This window comes from Vagococcus lutrae (assembly GCF_023299185.1).
Taxonomy (GTDB): Bacteria; Bacillota; Bacilli; order Lactobacillales; family Vagococcaceae; genus Vagococcus_A; species Vagococcus_A lutrae.
The window spans coordinates 813,524-831,061 of record NZ_CP097017.1; the positions used below are offsets into that span (position 1 = coordinate 813,524).

The 17,538-nt window shown below is 37.8% G+C and carries 18 protein-coding genes, 1 CRISPR repeat array and 1 other annotated feature; of the genes, 9 read left to right on the forward strand and 9 right to left on the reverse strand.

Annotation, left to right across the window (positions count from 1 at the left end; translation table 11 throughout):
* Positions 1 to 55: 55 nt before the first annotated feature.
* The 4 genes from rplL to rplK form a co-directional block, all read right to left on the reverse strand.
* On the reverse strand, positions 56 to 427 hold the full coding sequence (gene rplL / locus M2919_RS03840) for a 50S ribosomal protein L7/L12 (RefSeq protein ID WP_126762537.1): 372 nt from the start codon (positions 425 to 427) through the stop codon (positions 56 to 58).
* A gap of 46 nt (positions 428 to 473) precedes the next feature.
* On the reverse strand, positions 474 to 974 hold the full coding sequence (gene rplJ / locus M2919_RS03845; RefSeq protein ID WP_023606064.1) for a 50S ribosomal protein L10: 501 nt from the start codon (positions 972 to 974) through the stop codon (positions 474 to 476).
* 43 nt (positions 975 to 1,017) lie between these two features.
* Positions 1,018 to 1,144 (reverse strand) — a sequence feature (ribosomal protein L10 leader region).
* Between the two features lie 53 nt (positions 1,145 to 1,197).
* Positions 1,198 to 1,887, reverse strand: a complete 690-nt coding sequence (gene rplA, locus M2919_RS03850) for a 50S ribosomal protein L1 (protein ID WP_126762539.1) — start codon at positions 1,885 to 1,887, stop codon at positions 1,198 to 1,200.
* Between the two features lie 104 nt (positions 1,888 to 1,991).
* Entirely contained in the window at positions 1,992 to 2,414 is a 423-nt protein-coding gene (gene rplK / locus M2919_RS03855; protein WP_023606062.1) for a 50S ribosomal protein L11, read from the reverse strand.
* 208 nt (positions 2,415 to 2,622) lie between these two features.
* On the opposite strand from rplK, the gene sdaAB reads away from it, so the two are divergent.
* Positions 2,623 to 3,291, forward strand: a complete 669-nt coding sequence (sdaAB, locus tag M2919_RS03860; RefSeq protein ID WP_126762541.1) for an L-serine ammonia-lyase, iron-sulfur-dependent subunit beta — start codon at positions 2,623 to 2,625, stop codon at positions 3,289 to 3,291.
* A gap of 12 nt (positions 3,292 to 3,303) precedes the next feature.
* On the forward strand, positions 3,304 to 4,170 hold the full coding sequence (sdaAA, locus tag M2919_RS03865) for an L-serine ammonia-lyase, iron-sulfur-dependent, subunit alpha (protein WP_248849346.1): 867 nt from the start codon (positions 3,304 to 3,306) through the stop codon (positions 4,168 to 4,170).
* Between the two features lie 45 nt (positions 4,171 to 4,215).
* Here the strand turns inward: sdaAA and M2919_RS03870 are convergent, their stop codons facing one another.
* The gene (locus tag M2919_RS03870) at positions 4,216 to 4,764 is read right to left on the reverse strand and encodes a helix-turn-helix domain-containing protein (RefSeq protein ID WP_023606059.1); all 549 of its coding nucleotides are present in this window, start codon (positions 4,762 to 4,764) and stop codon (positions 4,216 to 4,218) included.
* 417 nt (positions 4,765 to 5,181) lie between these two features.
* Between M2919_RS03870 and hypD the strand changes: the two genes are divergently transcribed.
* From hypD to M2919_RS03900, 6 genes are all read left to right on the forward strand, one after another.
* Complete coding sequence (gene hypD / locus M2919_RS03875; protein WP_248849347.1) at positions 5,182 to 7,584, forward strand: trans-4-hydroxy-L-proline dehydratase; 2,403 nt, start codon at positions 5,182 to 5,184, stop codon at positions 7,582 to 7,584.
* A gap of 65 nt (positions 7,585 to 7,649) precedes the next feature.
* Positions 7,650 to 8,888: a CD0519/CD1768 family membrane protein gene (locus M2919_RS03880; RefSeq protein ID WP_202585160.1), complete on the forward strand. Its 1,239-nt coding sequence runs from the start codon at positions 7,650 to 7,652 to the stop codon at positions 8,886 to 8,888.
* A gap of 64 nt (positions 8,889 to 8,952) precedes the next feature.
* Positions 8,953 to 9,729, forward strand: coding sequence for a glycyl-radical enzyme activating protein (locus tag M2919_RS03885; protein ID WP_248849349.1), 777 nt, complete (start codon positions 8,953 to 8,955; stop codon positions 9,727 to 9,729).
* An 18-nt stretch (positions 9,730 to 9,747) separates the two neighbouring features.
* A complete protein-coding gene (proC, locus tag M2919_RS03890) occupies positions 9,748 to 10,551 on the forward strand; it encodes a pyrroline-5-carboxylate reductase (protein WP_248849351.1) in 804 nt (267 codons plus the stop codon).
* A gap of 13 nt (positions 10,552 to 10,564) precedes the next feature.
* A complete protein-coding gene (locus M2919_RS03895) occupies positions 10,565 to 10,879 on the forward strand; it encodes a pyrimidine/purine nucleoside phosphorylase (RefSeq protein WP_248849352.1) in 315 nt (104 codons plus the stop codon).
* Between the two features lie 183 nt (positions 10,880 to 11,062).
* Complete coding sequence (locus M2919_RS03900; RefSeq protein WP_248848390.1) at positions 11,063 to 12,358, forward strand: ISL3 family transposase; 1,296 nt, start codon at positions 11,063 to 11,065, stop codon at positions 12,356 to 12,358.
* 82 nt (positions 12,359 to 12,440) lie between these two features.
* Here the strand turns inward: M2919_RS03900 and nusG are convergent, their stop codons facing one another.
* The 3 genes from nusG to rpmG form a co-directional block, all read right to left on the reverse strand.
* Positions 12,441 to 12,983 carry a transcription termination/antitermination protein NusG gene (gene nusG, locus M2919_RS03905; RefSeq protein ID WP_126762551.1) on the reverse strand — a complete coding sequence of 181 codons (543 nt, stop codon included), beginning with the start codon at positions 12,981 to 12,983 and terminating at the stop codon, positions 12,441 to 12,443.
* A gap of 111 nt (positions 12,984 to 13,094) precedes the next feature.
* Positions 13,095 to 13,265 (reverse strand): preprotein translocase subunit SecE, encoded by a 171-nt coding sequence (gene secE / locus M2919_RS03910; RefSeq protein WP_248849353.1) that lies wholly within the window; start codon positions 13,263 to 13,265, stop codon positions 13,095 to 13,097.
* A 16-nt stretch (positions 13,266 to 13,281) separates the two neighbouring features.
* Positions 13,282 to 13,434: a 50S ribosomal protein L33 gene (rpmG, locus tag M2919_RS03915; RefSeq protein ID WP_023606051.1), complete on the reverse strand. Its 153-nt coding sequence runs from the start codon at positions 13,432 to 13,434 to the stop codon at positions 13,282 to 13,284.
* Positions 13,435 to 13,584: 150 nt separating this feature from the next.
* Here rpmG and cbpA point away from each other — a divergent pair, with 150 nt between their 5' ends.
* Positions 13,585 to 14,238 carry a cyclic di-AMP binding protein CbpA gene (gene cbpA / locus M2919_RS03920; protein ID WP_023606050.1) on the forward strand — a complete coding sequence of 218 codons (654 nt, stop codon included), beginning with the start codon at positions 13,585 to 13,587 and terminating at the stop codon, positions 14,236 to 14,238.
* 168 nt (positions 14,239 to 14,406) lie between these two features.
* A CRISPR array of direct repeats spans positions 14,407 to 15,095; the repeat unit is 30 nt; unit sequence ATTTACATTCCACTATTTTAGATTAAATAC.
* 232 nt (positions 15,096 to 15,327) lie between these two features.
* On the opposite strand, the gene cas3 is transcribed toward cbpA, so the two are convergent.
* Entirely contained in the window at positions 15,328 to 17,529 is a 2,202-nt protein-coding gene (cas3, locus tag M2919_RS03925) for a CRISPR-associated helicase Cas3' (RefSeq protein ID WP_248849354.1), read from the reverse strand.
* Positions 17,530 to 17,538: the final 9 nt, after the last annotated feature.

Genomic DNA, 17,538 nt, shown 5'->3' on the forward strand with positions numbered 1-17,538 from the left:
ATTTTTTTATAAAAAAAAACATCGAAGTCAAGACTTCGATGTTTTAAAATCGTGATTATTTTAATGTTACTTGTGCGCCAACTTCTTCTAAAGCTGCTTTTAATGCTTCAGCATCTTCTTTAGATACGCCTTCTTTGATTGGGCTTGGAGCTGCGTCAACTAAACCTTTAGCTTCTTTCAAGCCTAAGCCAGTTGCTTCACGAACTGCTTTGATAACTTTAACTTTTTGGTCTCCAGCTGCTGTTAATTCAACAGTGAATTCTGTTTGTTCTTCAGCGCCACCGTCTGCTGCTGCGCCACCAGCTACTGCTACAGGAGCTGCTGCTGATACACCAAATTCTTCTTCGATAGCTGAAACTAATTCGCTTAATTCTAAAATGCTAGATTCTTTTAAATCAGCAATGATTTGTTCAATGTTTAATGCCATTTTATATTCCTCCATATTATGTTTGTTTTTTTAAGCTACGCTGCAATTAAGCTGCTTCTTCTTTTGCTTCTGCCACTGCTTTGACTGCGTATGCCACGTTTCGTACAGGTGCTTGTAGCACTGATAGTAACATAGATAGTAAGCCTTCGCGGTTTGGAAGTTTTGCAAGTGCATTGATTTCTTCAACAGAAACCACGCCACCTTCGATGATACCACCTTTAATTTCTAACGCTTTTGCTTCTTTAGCAAAATCCGCCATAATTTTTGCAGGTGCTACCACGTCTTCATTACTGAAAGCAACTGCTGTTGGTCCAGCGAATACTTCGTCTAAACCTTCTAAGTTTGCTTTTTCAGCTGCACGACGTAAGATTGAGTTTTTGATAACACGCATTTCTACGCCTGCGTCACGTAATTGTTTACGTAATGCTGTCACTTCATCAACTGTTAAACCACGGTAGTCAACGACTACTGTACTAACTGAAGCTGTTAACTTTTCTGCAACTTCGTCTACTAATTGAGCTTTTTTAGTAATTACTGCTTTTGTCATTGATTAAATTCACCTCCGGATATTTAGATGGTGAAGTTTTTCCATATAAAACGAAAAAACTCCATGCCACCGTTGACATAGAGGGACTATTGATTATCTCAATGTTGTCCTCGGTAGGAAATATTAAGGCGTAAGCCTCCTACTGTCTTCGGTACTATTAATTTCTTAACCTAGACTACTTTATCATAGATAACGCAGTCTGGTCAAGAAAAAGTTTTAAAATTTAGATTGAATGTACGTCTACTTTAACACTTGGACCAAATGTTGTTGTTACAACAAGGTTTTTAATGTAAGTGCCTTTTGCAGATGCTGGTTTTGCTTTAACCATGATGTCATGGATTGTACGGAAGTTTTCGATTAATTTGTCATCTTCGAAAGATACTTTTCCGACTGGTACGTGAACGTTACCTGCTTTATCAACACGGTAAGTTACCTTACCAGCTTTGATTTCTTCAACAGCTTTTGTTACGTCCATTGTAACTGTTCCAGTTTTAGGGTTAGGCATTAAACCTTTAGGTCCTAATACACGTCCTAATTTCCCTACTTCTGCCATCATGTCAGGTGTTGCAACAACAACGTCAAAGTCAAACCATCCACCTTGGATTTTTTCAACTAATTCGCCTTCGCCAACATAGTCAGCACCTGCTGCTTGAGCTTCTTTCGCTTTTTCACCTTTTGCAAAAACTAAAACAGATTGCGTTTTACCAGTTCCGTTAGGTAAAACTGCTGCACCACGAATTTGTTGATCAGCTTTTTTAGGGTCAACATTCAAGCGGTAAGCAACCTCTACTGTTGCATCAAATTTTGCAATGTTTGTTTCTTTTGCTAAAGCGATTGCTTCAGCAAGATCGTATGTTTTTGTATTATCAATTTTTTTCAATGCTTCTTGCATTTTTTTGCTCTTTTTAGCCATTTTGTTTCCTCCTTGATTGTGGTTATAACGGTAGAACCTCCCACGTCATTCATACGCATTGTATGAATCAACCGAGACACTACGTCTGTGTGTGATATCCAGTATTATTCGACTGTGATACCCATGCTTCGTGCAGTACCTTCAACCATGCGCATTGCTGCTTCAACGTCTGCTGCATTTAAGTCTTCAAGTTTTAATTCAGCGATTTCGCGAACTTGGTCACTTGTAACTTTAGCAACTTTTGTTTTGTTTGGTTCACCAGATCCTTTGTCCACTTTCGCTGCTTTTTTAAGTAATACAGCTGCTGGTGGTGTCTTAGTGATGAAAGTGAATGAACGGTCTTCATACACAGAAATAACCACAGGAATGACTAACCCAATTTGATCTTGAGTACGAGCGTTAAACTCTTTTGTGAATCCCATGATGTTGATACCAGCTTGTCCCAATGCAGGTCCTACTGGTGGTGCTGGAGTTGCTTTACCAGCTGGAATTTGTAACTTAACAATTTTTTCTACTTTTTTTGCCACGAGACATACCTCCTTAAGTCCGTGATGTGGTTATATGGAGCTAAGATTTCTCCTCCCACTTATTCTTTTCGCAAAGAAGTGTGTACATCACACATCTATCTATTATACGTATTTTAACAAAGATTGCAACTAATATTGTAAACAATCATAAAATCTTTTCTAATTTATGCTATTATATAGTAGAAAACTTATTAAGGGAGGGTCACTCATGTCTACAAAACAGTTTAACAGCGTTTTTGATATTATTGGGCCAGTCATGATTGGGCCTAGCAGCTCACATACTGCTGGTGCCGCGCGTATTGGAAAAGTCGTCCGTCATATTTTCGGCGAACAACCAGATAGTGTCGATATTTTACTATATGAATCTTTTGCTAAAACTTATCGAGGTCACGGAACTGATATCGCCTTAGTCGGGGGATTACTTGGTATGGAGCCAGATGATGAACGTTTAGCGGATTCTTTAAAAATCGCGTATGAAGCAAATATGGAAGTCTTATTCGTTCCAAAAAAGGAAAAAGCCGATCATCCAAACCAAGTGACAATGGTCGTGAAAAAAGGGGATCGCTCCATGCGTGTTACAGGTATTTCGATTGGTGGCGGTAATATCCAAATTTCAGAGGTTGACGGATTCAAGATAAATCTTAGCATGGGAACCCCTACTTTGATTGTCGTTCAAAAAGACGTGCCAGGTGTCATCGCAAAAGCTAGCCATATTCTTCAAGAGGCAAATATCAATATTGGCACCATGTCTGTTACGCGCTCTGCCAAAGGTGAGAAAGCGTTTATGATTCTCGAGATAGATGAACGTGATTTAGGCTCTGCTCTTGAACAAATCAAGCAAATACCAGATATTTATTCCGTGTCATTTTTTAACTAAAGGAGGTCACCTATGTTTAATACTATTGAAGAATTAGTACAACTGAGTCAAGAATATCCTTCCGTCGCAGAGATGATGATTGCTGTCGAAATGGAGACATCGGGTGCAGACCGTCAAATGATTATCGAGCATATGACTAAAAATAAAAATGTGATGTTACAATCTATCGCTAAAGGAACGGCAGGTGTTACCTCGGTTACCGGTTTAACAGGGGGCGATGCGAAACGTATGCACGAGTACATTGAAAAAGGCGAAACACTCAGTCAACCCACTATCCTAAAAGCCGTAAGAAATGCGATAGCCGTCAACGAAGTCAATGCGCAAATGGGCTTAATCTGTGCCAACCCTACAGCTGGAAGTGCCGGTGTTGTCGCAGGTGTTTTGGCAGCTATTACTGAAGAAAAAAATTTAACAGAAGCACAACAACTTGATTTTCTCTTTACAGCAGGCGCTTTTGGCTTAGTTATCGCCAATAATGCTTCGATTAGTGGTGCTGCCGGCGGTTGCCAAGCAGAAATCGGGTCGGCCAGTGCGATGGCAAGTGCCGCACTAGTTGCAATTGCAGGCGGAACAGCCGAACAATCTGCGCAAGCCGTGGCTATTACCATCAAAAATATGCTGGGATTAATTTGTGACCCTGTTGCTGGACTGGTTGAGGTCCCATGTGTCAAACGAAACGCATTGGGGTCTTCTCAAGCTTATATTTCGGCTGATATGGCATTGGCGGGAATTAAAAGCGTTATTCCACCAGATGAAGTTGTCGAAGCTATGCACCAAGTCGGCATGCAAATGCCAACGATTTTTAAAGAAACGGCAGAAGGCGGTTTAGCTGATACACCGACTGGACGTAAAATTTCTCAACAACTATACAAAAACTAAAAAACTTGTGGTTATCTCTTTTATAAAAGAGAGCCACAAGTTTTTTTATAGATCGATAGGTGTATGTACGGCAATAAATTTAACCATTTTATTTGTATAGTTTGCCCAGTTATGCGGACGTGACGATGAATAATGAGCCGAATCTCCTGGGAATAACTGTTGTTCGCTACCATCAATAATCAGGGTTAAAACACCTTCTAAAATATAGATGAACTCTTCCCCTTCATGCGGATAGACGGCAACATGTTCATTATTCGTTGCCGGTAACATCTCCACAATTTTAGGTAACATCTCTTTTCCTTCAGGATGCGTGCTTAACGACTTATAAATATTTTGATTAATCACCCGAATCACTTTTTGGTCATAACTACGTGTCACGACTTCTTCTCTAGAAATATGGTCACTAAAGAAATAATTAGCCGACACTCCTAACATATCCGCAATTTTAACTAATTGTTCAACAGCAATCGTGGTAATACCTCTTTCAAACTGCGATAAATAACCAATCGATAAATTCACTTGCTCACTGACATCTTTGAGCGTATACCCTCTTTCCTTTCGTAATTTTTTGACTGCTTCTCCTATATTTTCCATTCGTCTTCTGCTCCTTTTGGCAGCTTTCATTATTTCCTTAAATAGATGCCTTTTTATTTATCAGGTATTTTTCAGATATTCTACTCTTTTACTATAAGTCAGATTTGATAAAAGTCAATTCAAATTTCGATTGCTCAATATCTCACGCTTTAAAATAACAACGTCATAATTTCTTCATTTTGATAAAAATATAATTTTATTTCATAAAAATGAAAATAACACTTGATTTTCTTTAATAATTGAATATAATAGAATCTGTAAGCACTTCCTATATGTGAGAAGTAAAAAAGATTTCATCAAGGTGAAAATATCGGCCGGATTTTCACTTATTTTTTTAAATACCAATGTTAATCTTTTCACAATAAGGAGGCTATATCGTTTTTAGTCACTATATTACCCAATATTAGGAGGATTATCATGACAACATTAACAGTTGAACCAACTCGCAGAGGGTCTACCGAAAGAATTAAGCGTTTAAGAGAGATTAGCGATCAAAAGTGTACACCATCAATTTCTATGGAACGCGCCGTATTATTAACAGAAGCCTATAAAAAATATGAAGGAACTTGCCCTACCCCTATTTTACGTGGGAAAGCTTTCAAACATATTATGGAAAACCGAACACTTTATTTAGAAAAAGGTGCCTTGATTGTCGGAGAAAAAGGACACAAACCATGGGCGGCTCCTACTTTCCCGGAACTATGCTGTCATACGTTAGAAGATTTTGACAATATGGATAAACGTGAAAAAGTCTTTTTTAAAGTATCACCAGAAGACCGTAAGATTCAAGAAGATGTCATTATCCCTTATTGGAAAGACCGCGCGCTCATGACACGGATGAATAAACTATTACCTGAAGAATGGCATTTATTATTTGATGCAGGACTGTATACAGAGTTTTTAATGCAACGTGGTCCTGGACATACTGTGGCAGATGGTAAGATATATAAACGCGGTTATAAAGATTGTATTAAAGAAATTCAAGCTGAAATCAACGCACTTGATTTTAATCAAGACGTCGACGCACTCAGCAAAAAAGAAGAATTAGAAGGCATGATTCTCGTCTGCGAAGGGATGATTATCATGGGTGAACGTTATGCTGCTCTTGCACGAGAATTAGCAGAAACTGAAACAGACCCACAATGGAAGAAAGAACTTTTAGAATTAGCTGAAGTCTGTGATGTTGTGCCAGCAAACAAACCGCAAACGTTCCGTCAAGCTATTCAAATGTACTGGTTTACGCACATTGGTGTCACGATTGAAATGAACAACTGGGATGCTTATTCTCCTGGTAAGCTCGATCAACACTTAGAACCTTTTTATGAAAAAGAATTAGCTGAAGGTACGTTAACACGCGAAGAAGCGTTCGAACTATTAGAAAACTTATGGATTCAATTTAACAACCAACCTGCTCCACCTAAAGTTGGCATTACTTTAAAAGAAAGTGCTACCTATACAGATTTCTGTAATATCAATACGGGTGCTTTACGCCCAGATGGCACGTCTGGAGTAAGTGATGTAAGCTATCTTATTTTAGAAGTCATGGATGAGATGAAACTATTGCAACCAAGTTCAAACGTCCAAATTTCTCGTAAATCACCAGAGAAATTCTTACGTGAAGCAGCTAAAATTTCTCGTAAAGGCTGGGGACAACCAGCGTTTTACAACTCAGAAGCGATTATCCAAGAATTACTAAATATGGGTAAAACATTAGACGATGCGCGTGAAAGCGGCGTTGCAAGTGGCTGTGTTGAAACAGGAACAGCTGGTAAGGAAGCTTACGTGTTGACTGGTTACTTAAACGTACCAAAAGTATTCGAACTCGTTTTAAATCGTGGTTTTGATGCTTACACGAATAAACAAGTCGGACTTGACTTAGGTAACCCTCGAGATTTCAAATCATACGAAGAAGTCTATGCTGCCTTTGAAAAACAATTGCAATATGTGGTCGATGTTAAAGTAGCAGGTAATAATGTGATCGAAAAAATGTATATGCAATATATGCCTGTTCCTCTTCTTTCTGTGATTACAGATGACTGTATTAAAAAAGGAGTCGACTATAACTGTGGTGGTGCTCGCTACAACACTAGCTACATTCAATGTGTAGGGATTGCTACCATTACTGACTCTCTAGCGGTAATGAAAAAACAAATCTTTGAAGACCAAACGATGACTATGGATGAACTACTTGTCGCTTGTAAAGACAACTTCGAGGGGTATGATGACATCTTTGATTTAGTTCATAATGAAACACCAAAATACGGAAATGACGATGACTATGCAGATGACTTATTAAAAGATGTTAATGTTACCTTGCAAGAGGTCATTGGCGGACGGACAACGCCTAAAGGCTCCACTACTATTGTGGAATACTTACCAACAACTTGTCACGTTTACTTCGGACAGGTTATGGAGGCAAGTCCAAACGGGCGCAAAGCTGGTATTCCATTACCAGACGGTATCTCACCTGAAAAAGGCGCTGACCGTTTAGGACCAACGGCTGTTATTAAATCAGCTGCAAAACTTGATCAACTTAAAACAGGTGGCGCTCTTTTAAATCAGAAATTCACACCACAAGTCGTGGCTGGTGAAGCAGGACTTTCTCATATGTCTAGCTTGATTCGTTCTTATTTTGCAATGGACGGACATCACTTACAATTTAACGTCTTTGAAAGAGAAACCTTGATAAAAGCTCAGAAGAATCCAGAACAATACGAAAACTTGATTGTTCGTGTCGCAGGTTATAGTGATTACTTTAACAATCTGGACAAAGCACTCCAAGATGAAATTATCAACCGTACAGAACAAAGTTTTGGCTAACATTAGACATTGTCAGACACCTATCAAAAGGTGTCTGACCACTCTATTAATTAAAGGAGATTACCATGGAAATTACTAAAAAATCATCATCTTTATCTTGTCCTTCAAAAAAATCGGCATCATTGAATGATGATCCAACTATCCGTAAAGAAATTAGTAAAGGGACTTTTCTCTGTCTAGGATTTGTTATCTTACTTGCTGTATACTTTGGTAGTAAAATGGGTGTGGGCGTTATGTTCAGCGTTATTATGAAAACCGCTCATGATTTATTATTAAATACTGCTTTTTACATTATGGGTGTAGCGGTTATCGCCGGTGCCCTTTCTTCCGTCTTCTCAGAATTTGGGGTGACCGCTCTTATTAATAAATTGATTTCACCGATCATGCGTCCTATTTTCAAACTACCTGGAGCAGCTGCACTCGGAGCCGTTACAGAATATTTTTCTGACAATCCGGCTATCGTCCCTATCGCACAAGACCCCGCCTATGCAAAATACTTCAAAAAGTTCGAATGGGCAACCATGGTTAACTTCGGTACAACCTTTGGTATGGGGATTATCATGACAGGCGGCATTATGGGTATCGCCTCTGGAAAATACGCCACTAGCGTCCTTATTGGAACCATTTGCGCTATTATCGGTGGTGTCTTTAGCGTACGTATTCTCATGCGTTTCACTAAAAAACTATTTGGAACAGAAGAAGAAGTCACACAAGAATATCTTTCATCAGAAATTGCCGACGTCAAACCCGGCTATCGAAAAACACGTGAAGGAACTCCTTTTCAACGTGGACTAAATGCCACATTTGACGGTGGAAAAGCCGGCGTGCAGCTAGGGTTAAGTATCATTCCCGGCATTTTAATTTTCTGTACATTTGTGATGATGTTAACAAATGGTCCTAGTATCGTAGATGGAAAAGAAGTCTATCTAGGCGTGGCTTATGAAGGCGTTGGGCTATTGCCTTGGATTGGCGAAAAGTTATCATTCTTACTCGTGCCTTTATTTGGATTCGACAATCCAGAAGTACTCTCGCTCCCACTTACAAGTCTAGGGGCTGCAGGAGCGTCTATCGCAGGGGCGAAAACATTGGCCGATGCTGGCTTATTGACAAGTCATGATATGACTGTTTACTTTGCGATTGGTTACTGCTGGGCTGGCTTCCTTTCCACACATGCTAGTATTTCAGATAGCTTAGGCATGCGTGAAATCACCACTAAAGCCATGCTTTCTCATTTAATAGGAGGCGTCATTGCAGGTGTTATCGCAAACTACCTCCACACATTTATCTTTACCGTATTAATGTAAATCATTTCAGAATAGGTAGTGTTCCACACTACCTATCTACGTACAGATTGGAGGTACACTTATTATGAAGACCCCTATTGTTTTTAATATTCAAAAATTTTCCATCCATGACGGTCCCGGTATTCGAACAACCATTTTTTTCAAAGGATGCCCATTGCGTTGTGCTTGGTGCCATAACCCTGAAAGCCAAAGTTATCAAATCGAAACGATGACCAAAAAAAACAATAAACAAGAAACTGTCGGAAGAGAATACACCGTACGAGAATTAGTTAAAGAAGCACAGAAAGATCAATTGTTCTACGAACAGTCTGGCGGTGGTGTCACCTTATCAGGCGGAGAAGTCATGACACAAAATATCGACTTTATTGAAGAGTTAGTCAAAGAACTTCATCGCGTCGGCATCTCGGTTGCCATTGACACTTGCGGTGTTGCACCGTTTAAAAATTACGAACGTATTCTCCCCTATGTTGATTTATTTTTATACGATTTAAAATTCATTCACTCTGACTTACACGCTAAGTATACAGGTCGTCCGAATGATTTAGTTCTAAACAACTTAGTCCGACTTAACGAGCATCATGCTAATATCAGTTTACGTCTAATCCTATTAGAAGGTATCAATGCTGATGACACTACTCTATTAGAAACAATTGATTGGTTAAAACAAGAAAAAATCAATCTTTACTCTGTTCATTTACTACCTTATCATGAGTTTGGAAAAGACAAATATGCAGGTTTACAACGAGAATGGCATAAGTTTACACCGCCGTCAGAAGAACGACTTGTTGCCATTCAAGAACTATTAACAACACACTACTCCCCCGTCTATATCGGAGGATAAAAAAGAAAGGATGTCACGATGAAAAAAACAATCGGATTTATTGGAGCCGGTAACATGGGCAAAGCTATTATGAAAGGGTTATTGTCTGCGCAACTCACCACCCCTGAACAAATCGTTGTTTACGATGCTTATGAACCCATTCTTGCACCGCTACACGACGAGCTCGGAATACGTGTTGCGACTTCAAATCAAGATGTAGCTCAACAAGCTGACATGATTATTTTAGCCGTTAAACCAAATATGATTACCGCTGTTTTAAGCGAAATGAAACAAGCTATCAGCACAGAAAAAGTCCTCATCTCGATTGCAGCAGGTGTCACTTTAGCAACGATTGAAGGAGCTTTAATGGAACAAGCGAAAGTCGTTCGCGTCATGCCTAATACACCAGCTCTTGTGAACGCAGGTATGTCTTCTCTATCTCCAAATACTTTTGTAACAGAAGAAGAACAAGCTGACGTCGTTGCGCTATTTAAAAGTTTTGGAAAAGCTCAAATCGTGCCAGAATATCTCATAGATGCCGTGGTAGGTGTGAGCGGTTCCGCCCCTGCGTATGTCTATATGTTTATCGAGGCTCTTGCAGACGGCGCTGTTTTAGCAGGATTAACACGCGTACAGGCTTATGAATTTGCTGCACAGACTGTTTACGGCTCAGCTAAAATGGTCTTAGAAACAGGGCAACATCCCGGCGCATTGAAAGATATGGTTTGCTCACCCGGAGGTACAACTATTGCAGCTGTTCACGCCTTAGAAGAAGGCAACTTTAGAGGATCTGTGATGAACGCTGTTTTAGCAGCCGCTAAAAAAAATCAAGAATTATCATAAGAAGGAGTTCTATATGACAACATTTAATCACGCAACTATCGAACAACAAGCCAACATCTATTTTGAGGGAAAAGTTTCCAGTCGTACCGTTATATTGGAAAATGGTGAACGCTTAACACTAGGATTTATGACCCCTGGTGAATATACCTTTAATACAGCGGCAAAAGAACGCATGGAAATCGTTGGCGGAAGCTTGACCGTCCAATTACCTGATGAAGAAGATTGGCAAACATACACAGCTGGTCAATCTTTTGACGTCCCAGCTAACAGTCAGTTTCACGCTAAAACAGATACTTACGCTGACTACACGTGTTACTACTTGGCGTAAAAAAACATCTAATCGGCAAAAGTCGATTAGATGTTTTTTAGGCTCTATAATTTAAAGGACTGATGAATCAGAAAGTGATTCATCAGCCCTTTTTTAATTTTCTTGATTTTAGGTATTAAAAAGCATACCGTTCTCCTATATGATTAATTTACCACAAAAAAACAAACGGGAGGCGATATGCTCATGTCTAATGATATCAAAAAATTACTTCGAATCATAGAGCCAAATTTAATCACATCTGACATTTCTTACGAAATGGTAAAAGGACAACAAACATGTGTGGTCAACGCTACTTTTTCACCCCCACTAATGCCTTGTCATCATTGTGGTTCAACGGTGTATAACGAAAGTGGAAAGCAAGTAGTCGTAAGAAATGGTAAGAAAAAAGCGGTCGTGCGTTTTGATCAATTTAATCATTTACCTTTAATTATGAACGTCGCAAAACAACGCTATACCTGTAAAAATTGTGCTCATCATTGGACCGCTACCCCTTATTTTGTCGAGAAAGGACACTCTATTTCAAGACATGTGATACTTAAAATAATAGATTTATTAAAAGAAAAAATCTCATTCACTTTAATTGCGAAGTTATGCCATGTTTCTATTACTACCGTCATTAGGGTATTACGCTCAATAAAAAGTTATTTACCAACTCCCTATCAAACGTACTTGCCGGAGGTCTTAATGGTAGATGAATTTCGTTCCCATTGTTCTTCAGAAGACACCATGAGTTTTATTTGTGCAGATGGTATAACAGGAAAACTTATTAATATACTTCCTTCACGGAAGTTAACGCATTTGACTGCTCATTTCAAAAAGTATCCGAATCCTAACGACGTCAAATTATTAGTCACAGATATGAATGCCGCTTACTTTCAATTGACGAAGAGTGTTTTTACGTCAGCCAAGATTATTATTGATCGATTTCACGTGGTTAAACATTGTAATAAAGCCTTTCAGGACTTTCGTATTAAGGAAATGAAGCGATTGAAACAACAGCATAACCACTTAGGTTACCTAAAATTAAAAGCCAACTGGCGTCGCTTAACGAAGGACCGAATGTCTATCAATCATTCAGAATATAAAACATGGCGCAGTTTCCGTGCACCCCATTATCCTTATCAAACAGAAGCCATGATGATTGACCGTCTTTTGTCTTATTCTGAACCATTAAAAGAAGCCTATCACTGTTTTCATGATATGATGGATGCTTTCAGAAGTAAAAATCACGTGTCATTTATCCAACAACTAAAAGGACTACCTGAAACATTGGATTCAGAATTTCGTAAGAAACTTCACAACCTTTTAAACTATGAAGAAGGGATTCGTAACTCTCTTCTATATCCTTATTCAAACGGTAAGATTGAAGCTAAAAACACACATATTAAAACTTTAAAACGGGTATCCTATGGATTTAAATCATTTGAGAACATGAAATTAAGAATATTCATGATGAATCGCCTCATTGAAGTAAAATAAAAAAGATGAATGGAACAAGTTCCACTCATCTTTCGACTTCATTTTGATTCATCAGTCCTATTTGACAAAGAGCCGTTTTTTATTATATTTTATCAATTTGATCAAAGTCTAACTCTGTCGATGTTTCACGACCGAACATATCAATATTTACTTTTAATTTTTGACGTTCATAATCGATTTCAGTGATTTCACCTGTTAAAGTAGCAAAAGCTCCTTCAATAATCATCACGACTTCGCCTACTTCAACTTCTAGCTCTTTATCTCGCTTGCTGATACCTAGCTTCAATAAGATGTGATTGATTTCTTCAGGTAACAGTGGTGCTGGTTTACTTCCTGCGCCATGAGAGCCAACAAAACCTGTCACACCTGGTGTATTACGTACTACATACCATGAGTCATCGGTCATCACCATTTCCACTAATACATAACCTGGAAATGTTTTCTTTGAAGTGATTTTTTCTTTGCCGTTCTTCACTTCTCTCTCTTCTTCTTCAGGGACAACAACACGGAAAATAAACTCTTCCATTCCCATACTTTGAGCACGAGATTCGATATTTGCCTTTACCTTGTTTTCATAGCCAGAATACGTGTGTAATACATACCACTGTCTTTCATACGTTTCCATTTTTTTACCCACTTTCTCGTCAAATAAAAAAACTTCAGTTACCCGAAGTTTTGTCTCTCTCCATTATACCATTTATCCGGCCTAACGGCTAGTCTTTGTGCGTTCATCTCACTACTTTGCTAAAAGCTGTAATAATGACTGTAACCCAAGGTCAACGATTCCGAAAAATATCGCAAACAAAATCGTCGTTTGAATTACGATGATAACATCTTTACGTAGTTTTTCGCCTGTTGGCCATGTCACATTACGCATTTCTTCTTTAACACTTTTTAAAAACGACATGTTTATCCTCCAGTCCTTACTTGGTTTCTTTATGCATTGTATGCTTTTTACAATACTTACAGAACTTTTTAATTTCTAAGCGCTCAGTTCGTTGTCCATCATTAATTGTTTTAGAATAGTTACGTGAACCACAGACAGAACACGCTAGGGAAGTTTTTCTAGCTGCCATACTGTTTGTTTCCTCCGTTCTATTAAAACTCTACTTAATAACATTACCATTATTATAAGCAACTGTCAATTGACCGTTTTATAAATGATATACCTTACGAATGATTTATGATAGAATAATGATAGAACATTAATAATTGGAGGGATTACCATGCTGATCAAACAAGTCTGCCTCAAAAAACGTCAGTTAACAACGGTTAATGAAACGTGCACACTAGAACGAGCACTTGAAATACTTGAAGAATCTGGGTACCGCTGTGTACCTATCCTAGATGATTCTGAAAAAATATTCAGAGGAAATATTTATAAAATGCACATCTATCGCCATAAAGCGAATGGCGGTGATATGAGCTTGCCAGTGACACACTTATTAAAAAATGCGACAAAGTTCATTTATCTTAATTCTTCCTTCTTCAAAATATTCTTTACGATTAAAGAACTTCCATACATCGCTGTATTGGATGACAAACAACAATTTTACGGAATTTTGACTCATAGTAAATTATTAAACATTTTAGCTCAATCATGGAATGTGAATGAAGGACGCTATGTGTTAACAGTCGCTTCTACTGGAAACCGTGGTGACTTAGCGGCTATTTCTAAAATCATCTCTAAATATTCCAATATCGCAAGCTGTATCACGCTTGATGTCGGACAAGATGAATTTATCCGTCGAACACTCTTCACGCTACCTATCGATACTACTCAAGAAACGCTTGACACGATTGTCGAGCAACTTGAACGTAAAAACTATGGCGTTATTGAAATAGAGGACTTGCAAAAGGAAAACGCTGAAACGAATTAATCGTTTTGTAGGATGTTTTCAAAGAAATGTGTCTTGATAAAATTAATAGGCTATCTTTTCTGATAATTCAGAAGTAGATAGCCTATTTTTTTCAGCTGTATTTAACAACTTGGTAAAATCATTCCATTATTTTAGATTAAAATACTGCCTATATATGCTATATAAAAGATTTACATTCCACTATTTTAGATTAAATACAAGACCGCTTGGACGATTGACGGAGTGTTAAGTTTATTTACATTCAACTATTTTAGATTAAATACCAATCACAATTTAAACAAAAACGTTTTTGCTATCTTATTTACATTCCACTATTTTAGATTAAATACACGACACGCACGCTGCTATAACGTTCCATTCTAGCGAATTTACATTCCACTATTTTAGATTAAATACATCAGTTGATACTTCGTTGAAGAATTTGATTTCTTCATTTACATTCCACTATTTTAGATTAAATACATCAGTTGATACTTCGTTGAAGAATTTGATTTCTTCATTTACATTCCACTATTTTAGATTAAATACGCTAATTTTGAAGCCTGATTGGTGCCAATTCGCAGATTTACATTCCACTATTTTAGATTAAATACCGTTGTAGACGTAACTGTGAAGCGTTTTAACCGTATATTTACATTCCACTATTTTAGATTAAATACAGAAGTACGGTAGCCGAATTCACTCGTAACAGTGATATTTACATTCCACTATTTTAGATTAAATACATAAATTGAAGCTGTAAAAGCATTACCAAAATCTTTATTTACATTCCACTATTTTAGATTAAATACATAACTAACGCCAGTCAACTTCTCGATTTCTCTTAAATTTACATTCCACTATTTTAGATTAAATACAGCGACTCATAAAAGGCTTGACATATCAGGTCTGAAAACACCCTTTCTGTTGGTCATCGTAAATTTCTATTTAGATATCTTTTTTGAGCTTGAGTAATTTTATCTTACTTGATATAAACTCTTGATACGACTAGTTTATCATAATTTCTGTCAATCTTCCCATAAAAATGAAGTTTTAGCTATCGACAGATTTTTGTGCATATCTAAATTATTTTTACTTTCTATTTTATTACTAAGTGTCATCAATTATCAGGTAAAGTCCTTTTTCAGCATCATACTCACATTCAAAGAGTAACAAGGTTTCATAAGGAGTGATTTCTATCCCTGTCCACTCTCCTTTTTGAAAAAGATATGCAGGTATATCTACTTGATACTGTTCCAGCATTAGTCGTGCTTGACGCTTTTCTTTTGTTAGCTTTTTCTTTTCAGTGGCCGATAACTCTTTATGATGACGACGTTTCAGTGTCGCAATCAGTTTCTCAACATGGAGCCGATTTGCTTCATAAACAGGCTTTGGCATTACCTTATAACTATGAATATTTCGAAACTGCTTTTGGACGTCTTTCTTATCTTTTTGTCCTTCTATCAACAACTTTAAATAGGCTAGATTATTAGCTACATCATGGTAAAAACTAGTCTTTTCTACTTTTTCAAGCGTGTAAGTTTGATTAATCAATGCCACTTTCATTCGTTCATCTAAACGTCCCTTAACACTGTTTAGTGCCTCTTTAGAAAGCTGATGAATATCTTTATCTACTACAAAACCAACGCCGCTACATCGCTTTTTCCCACCCGTATACACATAGACATTTGTTCCTACATCCGTCTGCCAAGCTCTTTTACGATAACATCGTCCCATTCGTTGAAATAAGCTGTTCAAGTCTGATAGTTCAGTAAATAAAATATCAAAATCAACATCCAAAGACGCTTCCACTACTTGCGTGGTCACCCAGATGCCACTTCTTGTGTTATCAACCTGCCCAAACTTTAAAATCGCTTGTTCTTTTGCCGTACGGTCTTTTTTGATAAAGTGACTATGAAATAAGTACAGCTCTTCTGAGTTAATAATATCGCTCAGTTCGTCATATATCTCTCGTGCTTTGCGAACGGTATTACAAATGACTAATAACTTATTTTTATTATAATGCGCTACAATACGCTCAATAGATATCTCTTCTGAAACCACCTCGACTTCATGACGGTGTAAAAGCATTTCATCTAAAAAAGGGGATGAAGGCATTTCAAATGAAAGACCTTCTCTAACTAATAAGTCTAAAATATATGGCGATAGCGTCGCTGTGAGTATAGCAAATTGTCCTCCGTAGTCCGTTATTAATTTTAAACCATAGATTAAATAGGCAAGTAAATCAGCAGAATACATTTGAATTTCATCAATAATGACTTTTGAATAGGATAACGTAGCGAGTTTTTGTTCATAGCCGGGATATCTAAAAGCAATATCAAAAAGCTGATCCAACGTGCAAATCGTAAGTGGCAAAGAGAGTTGACGTGTCTTAGTTTCATATTCATCGATGTCCATCATTTGCTCGCTTTTTTCTTCAAACAAAAGGTATTGCTGATAAGTATCGGAATGAAGTAGTCCTACTCGATTATCATGAGACGTTGTGACTATTTGTTCTGTGACTCGCTGATATATTGCGTTGATAGCCGTCCTTAAGGGCAGTGTAAAAAATCCTTTAGCTTTTCCAAGCCATAGTAACCCTGCTTCTGTCTTACCTAATCCCGTCTGTGCGACAACCACAACGTTTTGCTCTTGATGACGCGTCATATATTGTTGTAAATCATTCCACTCATAGTGAAGTTGTGCTAAAGAATCTTCTAAGAAATCATTAGGATTTTCAACAGATATATGAGCGCTCGCTGCATAATCCAAACGGTTTAATAATCCCTTTAACATGACATAATCGTGATAGTTTTCAATTGTCGAGGGTTTTAGTGTGGTATTGATTTTAAAATATCTTTTAGAAACAGGTTTAATCGTGCAGATTTCCATTTCGAGTGCAGCATAAGGAAAGTCAGCTGCTACTTCTTTCATCTCCTCTAAAGCACGGTGATAGTCTTCCGTCGTAATGTCGCTCATATCTCGTTCATGGTGAAGGGCCACAGCGTAGTTTAAAATCTTTACTTCTGCTTCTGAATAACCACGTGCTCGGAGTTTTTTATTAGGAATGGTTCCCGTACTTAATAAACCATGAGGTAGTTCCCCTTCTATCGTACGTCTATTTTCATGCACTTTTACCTGAAACTTTGGATTCATTTTTCCTAAATCGTGATGTAAACAAGCTAAGCTTAATAACTCCCAATTAACGTTGATTGCCGGATATAATGCGTGTAGCTCATTCAAATTGGCAATTAATTGACAGGTATGTTCTACGATGGTTTCACCGTCCGACTTTGCTAAATAGTGTTTCATTGCACCCTC

What these genes read in the sequence shown, in the direction of transcription:
- rplL (WP_126762537.1), bottom strand. Translation starts at nt 427, where the DNA reads ATGGCATTAAACATTGAACAAATCATTGCTGATTTAAAAGAATCTAGC.
- rplJ (WP_023606064.1), bottom strand. Translation starts at nt 974, where the DNA reads ATGACAAAAGCAGTAATTACTAAAAAAGCTCAATTAGTAGACGAAGTT.
- rplA (WP_126762539.1), bottom strand. Translation starts at nt 1,887, where the DNA reads ATGGCTAAAAAGAGCAAAAAAATGCAAGAAGCATTGAAAAAAATTGAT.
- sdaAB (WP_126762541.1), top strand. Translation starts at nt 2,623, where the DNA reads ATGTCTACAAAACAGTTTAACAGCGTTTTTGATATTATTGGGCCAGTC.
- sdaAA (WP_248849346.1), top strand. Translation starts at nt 3,304, where the DNA reads ATGTTTAATACTATTGAAGAATTAGTACAACTGAGTCAAGAATATCCT.
- M2919_RS03870 (WP_023606059.1), bottom strand. Translation starts at nt 4,764, where the DNA reads ATGGAAAATATAGGAGAAGCAGTCAAAAAATTACGAAAGGAAAGAGGG.
- hypD (WP_248849347.1), top strand. Translation starts at nt 5,182, where the DNA reads ATGACAACATTAACAGTTGAACCAACTCGCAGAGGGTCTACCGAAAGA.
- M2919_RS03880 (WP_202585160.1), top strand. Translation starts at nt 7,650, where the DNA reads ATGGAAATTACTAAAAAATCATCATCTTTATCTTGTCCTTCAAAAAAA.
- M2919_RS03885 (WP_248849349.1), top strand. Translation starts at nt 8,953, where the DNA reads ATGAAGACCCCTATTGTTTTTAATATTCAAAAATTTTCCATCCATGAC.
- proC (WP_248849351.1), top strand. Translation starts at nt 9,748, where the DNA reads ATGAAAAAAACAATCGGATTTATTGGAGCCGGTAACATGGGCAAAGCT.
- M2919_RS03895 (WP_248849352.1), top strand. Translation starts at nt 10,565, where the DNA reads ATGACAACATTTAATCACGCAACTATCGAACAACAAGCCAACATCTAT.
- M2919_RS03900 (WP_248848390.1), top strand. Translation starts at nt 11,063, where the DNA reads ATGTCTAATGATATCAAAAAATTACTTCGAATCATAGAGCCAAATTTA.
- nusG (WP_126762551.1), bottom strand. Translation starts at nt 12,983, where the DNA reads ATGGAAACGTATGAAAGACAGTGGTATGTATTACACACGTATTCTGGC.
- secE (WP_248849353.1), bottom strand. Translation starts at nt 13,265, where the DNA reads ATGTCGTTTTTAAAAAGTGTTAAAGAAGAAATGCGTAATGTGACATGG.
- rpmG (WP_023606051.1), bottom strand. Translation starts at nt 13,434, where the DNA reads ATGGCAGCTAGAAAAACTTCCCTAGCGTGTTCTGTCTGTGGTTCACGT.
- cbpA (WP_023606050.1), top strand. Translation starts at nt 13,585, where the DNA reads ATGCTGATCAAACAAGTCTGCCTCAAAAAACGTCAGTTAACAACGGTT.
- cas3 (WP_248849354.1), bottom strand. Translation starts at nt 17,529, where the DNA reads ATGAAACACTATTTAGCAAAGTCGGACGGTGAAACCATCGTAGAACAT.